Below are 12,627 nucleotides of genomic sequence, written 5' to 3'. Positions count from 1 at the left end.
TGGTCTCGTCCGCCGCGGGAGGCGGGTGAGCTGGGCGGTTCGGGTGGTGCGGGCGGCGGGGAAGTGAAGTTATGGCAGATTCTGGCCACCCGTACAGGCAACTCTGAACCCGGAAGGAGAGGAGAGTCCACCATCATCTGCCTACGATCGGCAGGTGACGGAGGAGCGCGACTCGGAGAGGCGGCGTCGTCCGTGGGGACGCCGCGTGCTCCTCGTGCTGGCCGTGTTATGGGCGCTGGGGCTGACCGCGTTCGTCGTCCTCCGGGGAGCTGATCCCGCGGCGCCGGTCGCGCGCCCGTCGCCCTCACCGTCGCCGTCCGGGCCGCTGACGCCCGCGCAGGTCTACCAGGCCGTCGCGCCCTCGGTCGTGCTGATCCAGGCCAGCGGCGGCTCCTCGGACGTCGACCACAGCCGCCGCACGCGGTCGTCGGCCGCGCTCGGCACCGGCGTGATCGCCAACGCCGACGGCACCGTGCTCACCGCGTTCCACGTCGTCGAGGGGGCCGGCACGATCCTGCTGACGTTCGCCGACGGGACGCGCTCGGCCGCGACGGTGGCGACCTCGTCCGCCGCGCTGGACATCGCCGCGCTCACGCCCGCGACGCCGCCCGACCTCATCGTCCCGGCGGCACTCGGCGCGACCCCGGCGGTCGGCGACGACGTCGTCGCGATCGGCAACCCGCTCGGCCTGACCGACACGACGACCAGCGGCGTCGTGTCGGGGCTGAACCGCAACGTGCCCCGCAGCGGGGCGGCGCCCCTGAAAGGCCTGATCCAGTTCGACGCCGCGGTCAACCCGGGCAGCTCCGGCGGGCCGCTGATCAACGACGCCGGTCAGGTCGTCGGCATCGTCGTCGCGCTCCTGAACCCGACCGATGCCGGCACGTTCATCGGCGTCGGCTTCGCCGTGCCGATCGGCGCGGCGGTGGGTGCCAGTGAGGGTGACGGGCGGGTCCCGCCGTTATGAGAAGGATGAACCCATGAGCGCGCAGTGGAACGGGTCGTCGGCGCCGAGCGAGGCCGGACCGGCCGAGCAGGTCGTCTACGAGGTCAAGAAGACGATCGTCGGCCAGGACGTGCTGCTCGAGCGGTTGCTCGTCGCGCTGCTGGCCCGCGGGCACGTCCTCGTCGAAGGCGTCCCCGGGCTGGCCAAGACGCTCGCGGTGAAGTCGCTCGCGGAAGCGATCGGCGGCCAGTTCCACCGGGTGCAGTTCACCCCCGACCTGGTCCCGGCCGACATCCTCGGCACCCGGGTCTACCACCAGCCGACCGGCGAGTTCCAGGTCTCGCTCGGCCCGGTGTTCACGAACCTGCTGCTGGCCGACGAGATCAACCGCGCACCGGCCAAGGTGCAGAGCGCGCTGCTCGAGGTGATGCAGGAGCACCAGGTGACGATCGGCCGGGAGACCCACCGGGTGCCCGAGCCGTTCCTGGTGATGGCGACGCAGAACCCGATCGAGTCCGAGGGCACCTATCCGCTGCCCGAGGCCCAGGTCGACCGGTTCATGATGAAGGTCCTGGTCGGCTACCCGAGCGCGACCGAGGAGTTCGTCGTCGTCGAACGGGCGCTGACCGGCACGCCGGCGATCCAGGAGATCATCGACCCCGAACAACTGGTCGAGATGCAGCAGGCCGCCGACCGGGTCTACGTCGACCCCGCGCTGATCGAGTACGCGGTGCAGGTCGCGGCGGCGTCGCGCAACCCCGCCTCGGTCGGTCTCGCGGACCTGGCGAAATACGTGACGTTCGGGGCCAGCCCGCGGGCGTCGATCAGCATGGTGCTCGGCGCGCGGGCGCTGGCGTACCTGCGCGGCCGCGACTACGCGGTCCCGGAGGACCTCACCGACCTGGCGCTCGACGTGCTGCGCCACCGCCTGGTGCTCTCGTACGAGGCGCTCTCCGACGACGTCACGGCCGACCACGTGCTCGGGAAGATCCTGGCGGCGCTGCGGGTACCGGAGCCGGTCGGGCAGCCGTGACCAGCGCACCCGACCGGTTGCTCCGGCGGCTCGAGTGGCAGTTGCACCGCCGGGTCGACGGCCGGCTGCAGGGTGCGTACCGCACGGTGTGGCGCGGCGCCGGGATCGACTTCACCGACCTGCGTCAGTACACCCCGGACGACGACGTCCGGCACATCGACTGGAACGTGACCGCGCGGCTGGACGAGCCGTTCGTGCGCCAGTACACCGAAGACCGCGAGCTGACCGCGTGGATGGTCGTCGACCGGTCGGCGTCGATGCGGTTCGGCGCGGCGAAGGGGCCGGTCGGCACCGAGCTGACCGTCGCGCTGGCCCGGCTGCTGGCCCAGGGCGGCAACCGGGTCGGGGCCATCCTGTACGACAACGCGTCGTCGACGGTCATCCCGCCGCGGACCGGCCGCAACCAGGTGCTGCGGATGGCGAAGGAGCTGACGCGCGTCTCGGCGGCGGCCCGGGGTGCCACCACCGACCTCGGCGCGATGCTGCGGCTGGCCGCGTCGACGACGTCGCAGCGGCGCAGCCTGGTGTTCGTCGTCTCCGACTTCATCGGTGACCCGGGCTGGGACCGGCCCCTGACGATGCTCTCGCACCGCCACGAGGTCGTCGTGCTGCGGATCGTCGACCCGGTCGAGCTGGAACTGCCGGACGTCGGGCTGATCCTGGTGGAGGACGCCGAGACCGGCGAGCAGGTGCTGGTCGACACCAGCGACCCGCTGCTGCGGCGCCGCCTGCGGGCCCAGGTGGCGTCCCGGGAGGACGACATCGCGGCCGGGATGCGGACGGCGGCGGTCACCGAACACCGGATCAGCACCGAGGTCGACGTCCTGGCCTCGCTCGTCCAGCTGGTGCGGGAATCACGGAGGCGCCGGTGAGCCTGGACTACCCGGTCGTGGCCGCGCTCGCCGCCGTGCTGACGGCCCTGGCGATCGGCGGGTACGTGGTGCTCGCGCGGCAGCGGTCGGCCGCGCTGGCCGCGGCCGGGCTGGCCGGTTCGGGGCCGGCCTCCTCCGGGAGGCGTGCGGCGCTGCGCCGCCACCTGCCCTACGCGCTGTCGCTGGCCGCGCTGCCGTTGCTGCTGTTCGGGCTGGCCCGCCCGTCCGCGCAGGTGACGGTCCCGCGGGTGGCCGGCACCGTGATCCTGGTCTTCGACGCGTCGAACAGCATGCAGGCCACCGATCTGAAGCCGAACCGGCTGGCCGCAGCCCGCCAGGCCGCGACGTCGTTCGTCGAGCACCAGCCCGACAGCATCGACATCGGCGTCGTCGTGTTCGGCGACCAGGCGTTGCAGACCCAGGAACCGACCGACGACCACGACACCGCCCTGGCCGCGATCAAGCGGGTCGGCGGCACCGGCGGCACCTCGCTCGGACAGGCGATCCTGGCGTCGCTCAGCTCGATCATCGGGCGGCCGGTGAGCCTGCCCGCGGATCCGGCCGCGCCGATCACCGACGACCTGGGCTATTGGCCGTCGGCGTCGATCGTGCTGTTCTCGGACGGGGAGGAGAACGGCGGCGTCGACGTGGAGACCGCGACCGCGCTGGCCGCGGCGGCCGGCGTCCACATCCAGACCGTCGGGGTCGGCACCGCGAAAGGCACCACGGTCGAGGTCGACGGGTACCAGCTCGCCACCGCGCTGAACGAGCAGCAGCTCACCGCGATCGCGCGGACGACCGGCGGGAAGTACCGGAAAGCGAACGACGCCGACGGGCTGGCCGACTCCACCCGCTCGATCGATCTGCGGCTGACCGGCAAGAAGGAGGCACTCGAGCTCACCGCGCCGTTCGCGGGGGCCGGGCTGGTGCTCCTGGTGGCCGGTGCGCTGCTGATGTCCCGCTGGCACGGAAGGATCGTCTGATGTCGGTGCACTGGCCGTGGGCGCTGCTCGCGCTGCTGGCCGTGCCGCTGCTCCTGGCCGCACGGTGGTGGTTCGCCCGGCGCCGGCGGCGTACGGCGCTGCAGGTGTCGAGCGTCGCCCTGATCCGGGCCGCGCTCCCGGGCCGGTCGGCGTGGCGCCGGCGGATCCCGGTGCTGCTGTTCCTGCTCGGCCTGTTACCCCTGGCGGCCGGGCTCACGCGCCCGGAGGCATCGGTGCAGGTGCCGACGAACGACTCGTCGATCCTGCTGGCGATCGACGTCTCCGGCTCGATGTGCAGCACCGACATCGACCCGAACCGGCTCGCGGTGGCCAGCGAGGCCGCCCGCCGGTTCATCCGGTCGCAGGACAACGGGACGAAGATCGGGCTGGTCGCGTTCTCTGGCATCGCCGGGCTGCTGGTCGCGCCGACCACCGATCAGAAGGCGCTGCTCAGCGCGATCGACTCGCTCAAGACCGCCCGCGGCACCGCGATCGGGCAGGCGATCCTCACCGCGATCGACGCGATCGCCGAGATCAACCCGGACGTGATGGCGAGCGGTATCGACCTGTCCGGCGGGGGGAGCACCCCGGGCAGCCCCACGCCGGGGGACGGGCAGACACCGTTGGGCGACTACGAGCCGGACACGATCGTCGTGCTGACCGACGGCTCGAACACCCAGGGCGTCGACCCGGTGACCGCCGCCGAGCAGGCCGCGGCCCGCCGGGTGCGCGTCTACACGATCGGGTTCGGCACCACCCTGCCGGCGCCGATGGTGTGCACCGCCGACCAGATCAGCGGCGACGCCACCACCGGCAACTGGGGCGGCAACTTCGGCGGCGGCTCGCGCGGCGGCGGGCGTCGCGTCCAGCAGATCGACGAGGCCGCGCTCAAGTCGGTCGCGGACCTGACCGGCGGCCGGTACTTCAAAGCCGAGGACGCCGACCAGTTGGCCGACGTCCTCGGTGATCTGCCCAGCGAGATCGGTCTTCGGAAGAAGAAGGTCGAGATCACGGTCTGGTTCGTGCTCGCCGGCACCGTGCTGGTGTTCGCCGGCGTGGCCCTCTCCGTCTGGTGGCAACGGCCCCGGACCCCTACGAGCAGCGGCGGCCCCGGTTGATGCAGTCGACGACGAAGCGCATCGACGAGTTCGACATCACGTTGATGAAGTCGTTGTGCTCGTTGATCGGCTTGTGCTGCTGCTCGGGGAAGCCGTCGATGGCGAACGACGGGCCGGTCGGCACGTTGTAGGTCAGCGTGATCGTCAGCTTCGGCACGGCCTTGGTTCCGGCCGGGCACTTGCCCCGCGCGTCCGGGAAGACGATGTGCGTCCGGTGGTTCGAGCTGTCGACGTTCTTGCCGTCCCAGCAGCTCGGGAACTCGGCGATCCTGGTGAAGCCGCGGCCGTCCGGGCAGAGCGTGTACTTGTCGGTGCTGATCCGGTTCGTGAACCCGCTGCAGGTGAACTTCGCGTGGGCGTTGCCGCCGCCGTTCGTGAACGCCTTCGCGTCGCCGGTGAGTACCCGCAGGAAGCGCGGCATCGCGACGACCTTGGAGAACGGGTTGCCGGAGTACTGGATCTTCACGGTCGGGCGCAGCACCTTGCCGACGTTGAGGTCCTCCTTGAGCTCGCCCGCCACACGCTTCTGGTTCTTCTTTTTCGTGATGTCGCGGGTGACCGGCCAGTAGTAGGTGGACTTGTCGCCGCGGTCACGGCAGGTGGTCCCGCTGCGGGCCAGGCTGTCGTCGGTCGACTTGAACGACGTCGTGGTGTTCCCCACGTAGTCGTGCAGGTGGTGGGCGCCGTTGCCGACGCCCGGCGCGACGATGACGTTGTCGGAGTTGAAGTGCCCGTTCTCGTTGTTGCCGCAGCGTGCGCTGAACACCCCGGCGGAGCCCCGGCGGGTGGTCCGGGCCACGGTGTCGCGGGTGACCGGCACCTTGCGGATCGCGATGAAGTCGGAGGCGACCGGACCCGTCTGGGCGTGGTCGTGCCCCCCCGAGGCGGAGGCGGAGGGGGCCGCGGAGGACGACGGCGCCGCGGTGGTGGCGGCCGCCTGCACCTGGCAGGTGGCGAGTTTCTGCGCGTCGAGGGCCGGCGTGGGCGCTGCGCGCCCGATCGCGATCGCGATCCGGTCGATCGTGGACTTCCGCTTGTCGGCCAGCGGGCCGAGAATCGCGTTCTGGACGAAGTTCTTGCCGCCCTGCCCCTGCGAACTCGCCAGGCGCTTGTTGGCTTCGTCGATCTGGGTTCCCAGGAGCGTGAGGTTGCGCTCCACCTCGTCCTTCGCGCGGGCCGGTACGGCCGGCAGCGCGGTGCGGACGTCCGGGCAGACGATCGTTGCGGGCGAGCTCTTGCCCGCCGCCGTGTCACTGGCGGCGGACACGCCCACCAGCGTCGTTCCGGTGATCACCGCGGCTGCTGCCCCGACGACCAATCCGATGGTCCATCTCTTTCGCACCTGCGTCCTCCGCCGAGTGTCGTGCGCCGATGTACGGCCCCGCTCACCCAGACGGGTTGATACGTCAACTGGTTCGACGTCAGGCGTAACGAAATTCCCGGCCGCCTCAGGAGTCACACTCGGGGGCGGCGGTGGGCCGGTCGCCGGGGCGCGAGGATGCTCCGGCCCGGCCGGCGCGCGGAGTCAGGGAAGCCGCCGGGGCGGGACCGGTGGGACAGCGCTGGGCGCGTGTCTCCGATTCGGGCGGAGCCCAGCTCAGCGCACAGGCCGTCGCCGCCACGGGCTCAGGCTCACACCGCCGTGACCGCGCCCGCCGCAGGGGGTTGCTCGCCCTGGAGGCTCGGTTCGCCGCGAACGCGGTCGACGTGGCTCGGTCGGCGTCGCGGGCACCGGCCGGCCGGCGTGGCGCGGCCGGCGCAGGCCGACCCCGCAGCACCGCGGGGACCGTCGGGACCGGCGTCCCCTTCAGCGGTGCCGGTGCGACTCGGGCCGGCGGTGCACCGTCGCCGCACCCCGGCGCCGCTACGGATCGGCGCGGGCGAGTTTGGACGGCCACCAGATGAAGCGGCCGATGTCGTGGCCGAGGGCCGGCACCAGGACGCTGCGGACGATGATCGTGTCGAGCAGGACGCCGAACGCGACGGCGAAGCCGATTTCGGCCAGGAACACGAGCGGGAGGACGCCGAGCACGACGAAGGTCGCGGCCAGGACGACGCCGGCCGAGGTGATGACGCCGCCGGTGACGGCCAGGCCGCGCAGGACTCCCTCGCGGGTGCCGAACTGGAGCGTCTCCTCGCGGACGCGCGTCATCAGGAAGATGTTGTAGTCGATGCCGAGCGCGACCAGGAAGACGAACGCGAACAGCGGGAACGACTGGTCGGCGCCGGCGAATCCGAAGACGTGCTCGAACGCGAACCCGCAGACGCCGAGCGTCGCGGTGAACGAGAGCACGACGGTGCCGATCAGCAGGAGCGGCGCGATCAGCGCGCGGAACAGCCCGGCCAGGATGACGAAGATGACCAGCAGCACGATCGGGATGATCAGGTTGCGATCGTGCACGGATGCCGTCGACACGTCGAGGTTGGCCGCGGAGGCGCCGCCGACCTGGGCGTCCGCACCGGGGACGGCGTGGACGGCGGTCCGCAGCCGCTTGACGGTCTGGTAGGCGGCGGGGGTGTCGTAGGAGTCGGCCAGCGTCGCGTTGATGACCGTGCGGCCGTCGATCGGCGCGACCTGCAACTGGGCCGGCACGCATCCGGGCGCGGGCGGGGCACCGCCGTCGGACGGTGCCGCCGACTTCGCCGCCTCGGCCAGCTTCGCGTAGTCGGGCTGGACGCAGACCGCGTCCGCCGCGCGGGACACCCCGTCGACGCCGCGGGCGGCGGCGATCACCGCGTCGGCGGAGCCGGCGTTCGCGACGATCACCGCCGGCGCGCCGGCGCCCTTGTCGAAGTTCTCGTCGTAGAGCTCCTGACCGGTCACCGCGTCGGGCTTGGACGTGAAGCCCTCGGCCGTGGTGAGCCCGTCGGTCTTGAGCGCGCCCAGGCCGAGCAGGCAGATCAGCAGCAGGACGACCGCGCCGGCCCAGGCCGCCCGGTCGTGGCCGCCGACGAACCGGGACACGCGGCCCCAGAACCCGTGCGACGCGATGTCGCTCTGGTGGTCGCGGCGGGGGATCCGGGGCCAGAACACCCAGGAGCCGTCGAGCGTCCAGAGGACGCCCCGGGCGCCCTCGGGCCGGGCGCGCCGCAACCGCGGCACGACGTACGCGAGCAGCTGCGGGATCGGCCAGAACCACAGCTTCGGCACGAGCACCAGCGCCAGCGGCAGGAACGTCGTCATCACCAGCAGCGTGCAGACGATGCCGATCGCCGACACCGGGCCGAGGCTCTTGTTCGAGTTGAGCTCGGAGAAGCTCAGGCAGAGCAGCCCGATCGTGACCGTCGCGGCCGATGCGGCGATCGCCGGCAGCGACGCCTTCCAGGCCGCGATCATCGCGTCGACCGGTGGGTACTCGTGCAGTTCTTCCCGGTAGCGGGCGATCAGCAGCAGCGCGTAGTCGGTACCGGCGCCCAGTACGAGTACCGACAGGATGCCCTGGCTCTGCCCGGTGAGCGTCAGCGTGCCGGCGTCGGCCAGGTAGTAGATGACCAGCGAGGACAGGCCGAGCGCGAGCCCGGCCGAGATCAGCGGCAGGAACGGCAGGACGAGCGACCGGTAGACCAGCAGCAGGATCACGAAGATGACGACGACCGCGGTGAGCAGCAGCGTGCTGTCGAGCCCGGAGAACGCGTCGATGAACGCGATCAGCAGCCCGCCCGGCCCGGCGGAGTGCACCGCGAGCCCGTCGGGTGCGGCGTCGCGCGCGGTGGAGAGCACCCGTTTCTCGTGCTCGAGCAGCTCGTCGCCGTTCAGCGACGTGCCGTTCTCGGTGGCCACCAGCGGCACGTAGAGCGCGGCCGTCTTCCCGTCGTCGGAGTACTCCGGCGCCGTGACGCCCGTCGCGTCCACGCCCGGAAGCGTGCGGGCCTTCGTCGCGACGGACTGGATCGCGGTCTTGTCGTCGGGCCGCAGGCCCGCGTCGCGGTGGAAGACCACGAAGCCGGGGAGGTTCTCGATCGGCGTGAACTTCGCCGCCTCGTTTCCGGCCTTTGTCGATTCCGCCGACTCGGGCAGGTACGACGCGTTGTCGTTCTTCTGTACCTCGCTGAGTTTGCCCTGGTAGGAGCCACCGGCCCCGCCGACCAGGAACACGAGGACGCCGACCGCGATGAGCGCGGCGAACGGCCAGCCGCGGCGCTGCCGCGGCGGTGCGGATGCCTCTGTATCGTCCAAGACCGTCACGGGGAGATTGAACCATCGGAGTACGACAGACCGCGTTCAATAAACGCGGCGGCGGTGTGCTAGAGCTTGCGGGTGCTCGTGGACCGCTCGAAGATCGCCGCCGCGCTCCCGTCGTACGAGGTGGGCCGGGAGTTCGGCCAGGGTGCCTTCGGTCTGGTCCTGGAAGGGCGCCACCGGTCGCTGGGCCGCCGGGTCGCGATCAAGGTCCTCACGATGCCGGAACCCTCGGTCGAGCGGCGATTCCTCGCCGAGGCGCAGGTCATGGCCGCGTTCGATCACCCGCACGTGGTCCGGGTGCACGACTACGCCGATCACGAGGGCCTCTGCCTGCTGGTGCTCGAACACTGTCCGGGCGGGACGCTCAGCGACCGGCTCGACGTCCGGATGCGTCCGGAGACCGCCTGCGCGATCACGCTCTCGATCGCCGACGCGCTGCACGCCGCCCACGGCCGCGGCATCGTCCACCGCGACGTGAAGCCCGACAACGTGCTGTTCGCCGAGGACGGCGCGGCCAAGGTCACCGACTTCGGGCTGGCCAAGATCTACGAGGGCAGCGTCGTGACCAGCGGCTCGCTGGTCGGCACTCCGGGCTACGCGGCCCCGGAGCAGATCCTCGGCCAGCCGGTACGCCCGGCGTCCGACGTGTACGCGCTGGGCGGGGTCGCCTACCACCTGCTGAGCGGGCAGCCACCGTTCCCGGAGAACCTCCCGATCGCCGAGATGCTGCACCAGCAGCTCTTCGTGTCGGCGCCGATCCCGGTCGGGATGCCACCCCGGTTCGCCGAGGTGATCGGCCGGGCGCTGCGGCGCGACGTGACCGAGCGGATCGCGTCCGCCAAGGAGTTCGCGGTGGCGCTGGCGTCCGCGGCCTCGGCCGAACTCGGGCCCGGATGGCTGAGCCGGGCGGAGTGCCCGCTGCGGGTGGAGGACGACGTCCTGGCGGCGGCGTCCGCCTCCGGCCGGGCCGGACGGTCGGACGTGACGGTCGCGAGCCGGACCGCTCCCGGTTCCCGGTCCGCCCGCCGGGCGGAAGCCTCCGCTCCCGGCCCCGCCGCTGACGGCGGCCGGACGGGCCGCCACGCGGCGCCCGACCGCGACGGCGCGCCCCGGTACCCGTCCGGCCCGTCGGAACTGCTCTCCACGGACGAGGTGCAGCGCCGGATCGCGGTCTGGGCCGAACACGCGGACGACGGACCGAGCCGGCGGACGCTGCTCCTGCTGCTGGCCGGACTGGCGCTGCTGGCCGCCCTGAGCATCGGCGCGGGCGCGGTCATCGGCTCCTTACAGAGATAAGTTCCGGCCACCTGCCCCGTCCGCACAGCGGACACTGGTACGTTCGGTAGATGGCAAACCGCGGTACCGGTCCGGACTTCGTCGAGGCGCTGGCCCGCGGCCTCGACGTGCTGGCGGCGTTCGACGCCCGGCGGCCGGTCATGTCGCTGAGCGAGGTCGCCGCCGCGACCGACCTGGCCCGCCCCACGGCCCGGCGCCTGCTGCTCACGCTCGAGGAGATGGGGTACGTCCTCGTCACCGGCGGCGGGTTCGCGCTGACGCCGAAGGTGCTGTCGCTCGGCCTGGCCTACATCAGCTCGCAGGGGCTGTGGGACATCGCCCGCCCGCACCTGGAACGGCTGGTCGCGGCCACCGGTGAGTCCTCGTCGATGGCCCAGCTCGACGGGTCGGACATCGTCTACGTGGCCCGGGTCTCGGTGCCGAAGATCATCACGCTGCGGGTCGACATCGGCACCCGGTTCCCGGCTGCGCAGACGTCCCAGGGCAAGGTGCTGCTCGCCGGTCTGGAGCCGGCCGAGGCCGCGCGGGTGCTCGACGAGCCCAGCCGCTCGGGGCTGCCGCCCTACCTCGGCAAGGGCCGGGGTGCGCTGGCCGCCGAGCTGACCGAGGTGCGGGCCCGCGGGTGGGCGCTGGCCGACGAGGAGCTCGCACCGGGCATCCGGTCGGTGGCCGCGCCGGTCCGGGACGGTTCCGGGCGGGTGCGGGCGGCGATGAACGTCACCGTGCACGCGGCCGAGACGTCGCTCGAGACACTTCTCGATCGGCATCTTCCGAAGCTGTTGCGCACGGCGGGCGATGTCAGTGCCGAGTGGGCGCTCTGGCAGTCGAGGCCGCACGTCGAACTCGAGCGGGACTCCGCGGTTTCTTGACACCCCCACGCCTGCGAGCGAGAGTAGCGGACAGTTGTCCGTAGAGCGGTCAGGAGAGTGATGGCAGTGTCGGAAGGCCCGTTGTCCGGAATCGTGGTCGCGGACTTCTCCCGCGTGCTCGCCGGGCCGTACGCGACGATGCTGCTGGCCGATCTCGGCGCCGAGGTGATCAAGGTCGAAGGCCCGGCGGGTGACGACACCCGGGGCTGGGTCCCGCCGCGGCGGGACGACGTGGGCACGTATTACCTGGCCGTGAACCGCAACAAGCGGTCGATCGCGCTCGATCTGAAGGACGCCGACGACCTGTCTGTGGCCCACGCGCTGTCGGCCAGGGCCGACGTGTTCATCCAGAACTTCAAGCCCGGCGGGCTGGCCCGTTTCGGCCTCGACTACGAGGCCGTGAGAGGACGCAACGAGCGCACGATCTACTGCTCGATCAGCGGTTTCGGTGCCGAGGGCGGAGCGAAACTGCCCGGCTACGACCTGCTGGTGCAGGGCATGTCCGGTCTGATGAGCCTGACCGGCTCGCCGGACGGCCCGCCGTTCCGGGCCGGGATCTCGGTGTTCGACGTGATGACCGGCCTGCAGTCGGTGATCGGCATCCTGGCCGCGCTGCACCACCGCGACGAGACCGGCGAGGGACAGCACATCGAGACGAACCTGCTCTCGACGGCGCTGAGCACGCTGGTGAACCAGACCTCCGCGTACGTCGCCGGTGGCGTGGTCCCCACCCGGATGGGCAACGCGCACCTGAGCCTGTTCCCCTACGAGCCACTGCAGACCGGCGACGGCGAGCTGATCGTCGTCGCGGGCAACAACGGGCAGTTCCGGCGGCTCGCCGAGGTCCTCGGTCACCCGGAGTGGGCCGACGACCCCCGCTTCGACACGATCGGCCGGCGCAACGAGAACCGCGAGGAACTGCGTCCGCTGCTGCTCGAGGCCCTGTCGGCGAAGAGTGCCCAGGACTGGTTCGCGATACTGACCGAGGCCGGCCTCCCGTGCGGCCCGATCAACACCGTGCAGGGGGGTGTCGAACTGGCCGAGCGCCTCGGCTTGCAGCCGGTGGTCGAGGTCGGCGGCGTCCCCACCGTGCGCAACCCGATCGGCTTCTCGCTGACGCCGCCGACCTACCGGTCGGCGCCACCGGCACTCGATCAGCACGGCGCCGAGATCCGCCACTGGCTGGCCACGGGCGCGGCCGGGCACCCGGGCGCGGCCCCCGCGGCCCCCGCGACCGCCGCCACTGCCGCCACTGCCGCCACCGGGGCGACGAACGGAACGGAGGCTGGGCGTGACTGAGACCGACCGCGCGCCGGAGAGCCGCGAG

10 protein-coding genes are annotated in these 12,627 nt (G+C 72.0%); 8 read left to right on the top strand and 2 right to left on the bottom strand.

The genetic code is table 11. The annotated features are described in order from the left end of the window. The first annotated feature begins 154 nt into the window (after positions 1-154). From ACIBZJ_RS02145 to ACIBZJ_RS02125, 5 genes are read left to right on the top strand one after another with little or no spacing between them, the layout of a single operon-like run. Positions 155-967 (top strand): S1C family serine protease, encoded by an 813-nt coding sequence (locus ACIBZJ_RS02145; protein WP_395924506.1) that lies wholly within the window; start codon positions 155-157, stop codon positions 965-967. A 13-nt stretch (positions 968-980) separates the two neighbouring features. After that, entirely contained in the window at positions 981-1,979 is a 999-nt protein-coding gene (locus tag ACIBZJ_RS02140; protein ID WP_395924504.1) for an AAA family ATPase, read from the top strand. After that, positions 1,976-2,851, top strand: a complete 876-nt coding sequence (locus ACIBZJ_RS02135) for a DUF58 domain-containing protein (protein ID WP_395924502.1) — start codon at positions 1,976-1,978, stop codon at positions 2,849-2,851. The genes ACIBZJ_RS02140 and ACIBZJ_RS02135 overlap by 4 nt, the downstream gene beginning before the upstream one ends. Further along, a complete protein-coding gene (locus ACIBZJ_RS02130) occupies positions 2,848-3,834 on the top strand; it encodes a VWA domain-containing protein (RefSeq protein ID WP_395924500.1) in 987 nt (328 codons plus the stop codon). The genes ACIBZJ_RS02135 and ACIBZJ_RS02130 overlap by 4 nt, the downstream gene beginning before the upstream one ends. Then, the gene (locus ACIBZJ_RS02125; RefSeq protein ID WP_395924498.1) at positions 3,834-4,952 is read left to right on the top strand and encodes a VWA domain-containing protein; all 1,119 of its coding nucleotides are present in this window, start codon (positions 3,834-3,836) and stop codon (positions 4,950-4,952) included. The genes ACIBZJ_RS02130 and ACIBZJ_RS02125 overlap by 1 nt, the downstream gene beginning before the upstream one ends. Here the strand turns inward: ACIBZJ_RS02125 and ACIBZJ_RS02120 are convergent. Both ACIBZJ_RS02120 and ACIBZJ_RS02115 read right to left on the bottom strand, forming a co-directional pair. After that, complete coding sequence (locus ACIBZJ_RS02120) at positions 4,927-6,294, bottom strand: DUF1996 domain-containing protein (RefSeq protein ID WP_395924496.1); 1,368 nt, start codon at positions 6,292-6,294, stop codon at positions 4,927-4,929. The two genes, ACIBZJ_RS02125 and ACIBZJ_RS02120, sit on opposite strands and share 26 nt — an antisense overlap. A 522-nt stretch (positions 6,295-6,816) precedes the next feature. Beyond that, positions 6,817-9,138 carry an MMPL family transporter gene (locus ACIBZJ_RS02115; protein ID WP_395924494.1) on the bottom strand — a complete coding sequence of 774 codons (2,322 nt, stop codon included), beginning with the start codon at positions 9,136-9,138 and terminating at the stop codon, positions 6,817-6,819. Positions 9,139-9,210: 72 nt separating this feature from the next. Here ACIBZJ_RS02115 and ACIBZJ_RS02110 point away from each other — a divergent pair, with 72 nt between their 5' ends. From ACIBZJ_RS02110 to ACIBZJ_RS02100, 3 genes are read left to right on the top strand one after another with little or no spacing between them, the layout of a single operon-like run. Beyond that, entirely contained in the window at positions 9,211-10,431 is a 1,221-nt protein-coding gene (locus ACIBZJ_RS02110; protein ID WP_395924492.1) for a serine/threonine-protein kinase, read from the top strand. 50 nt (positions 10,432-10,481) lie between these two features. Continuing rightward, positions 10,482-11,300 (top strand): IclR family transcriptional regulator C-terminal domain-containing protein, encoded by an 819-nt coding sequence (locus tag ACIBZJ_RS02105; RefSeq protein ID WP_395924490.1) that lies wholly within the window; start codon positions 10,482-10,484, stop codon positions 11,298-11,300. A 60-nt stretch (positions 11,301-11,360) separates the two neighbouring features. Next, positions 11,361-12,599: a CaiB/BaiF CoA transferase family protein gene (locus ACIBZJ_RS02100; RefSeq protein WP_395924488.1), complete on the top strand. Its 1,239-nt coding sequence runs from the start codon at positions 11,361-11,363 to the stop codon at positions 12,597-12,599. Positions 12,600-12,627: the final 28 nt, after the last annotated feature.

It is taken from the genome of Cryptosporangium sp. NPDC051539 (assembly GCF_044454545.1).
GTDB lineage: Bacteria > Actinomycetota > Actinomycetes > Mycobacteriales > Cryptosporangiaceae > Cryptosporangium.
Note: the sequence above shows the minus strand (reverse complement) of the source record. Positions and strands in the feature narration are given on the sequence as shown.

Excerpts from the sequence above, each read along its gene's own strand:
- ACIBZJ_RS02140 (WP_395924504.1), top strand. The coding sequence starts at position 981 with ATGAGCGCGCAGTGGAACGGGTCGTCGGCGCCGAGCGAGGCCGGACCG.
- ACIBZJ_RS02125 (WP_395924498.1), top strand. The coding sequence starts at position 3,834 with ATGTCGGTGCACTGGCCGTGGGCGCTGCTCGCGCTGCTGGCCGTGCCG.
- ACIBZJ_RS02105 (WP_395924490.1), top strand. The coding sequence starts at position 10,482 with ATGGCAAACCGCGGTACCGGTCCGGACTTCGTCGAGGCGCTGGCCCGC.
- ACIBZJ_RS02100 (WP_395924488.1), top strand. The coding sequence starts at position 11,361 with ATGGCAGTGTCGGAAGGCCCGTTGTCCGGAATCGTGGTCGCGGACTTC.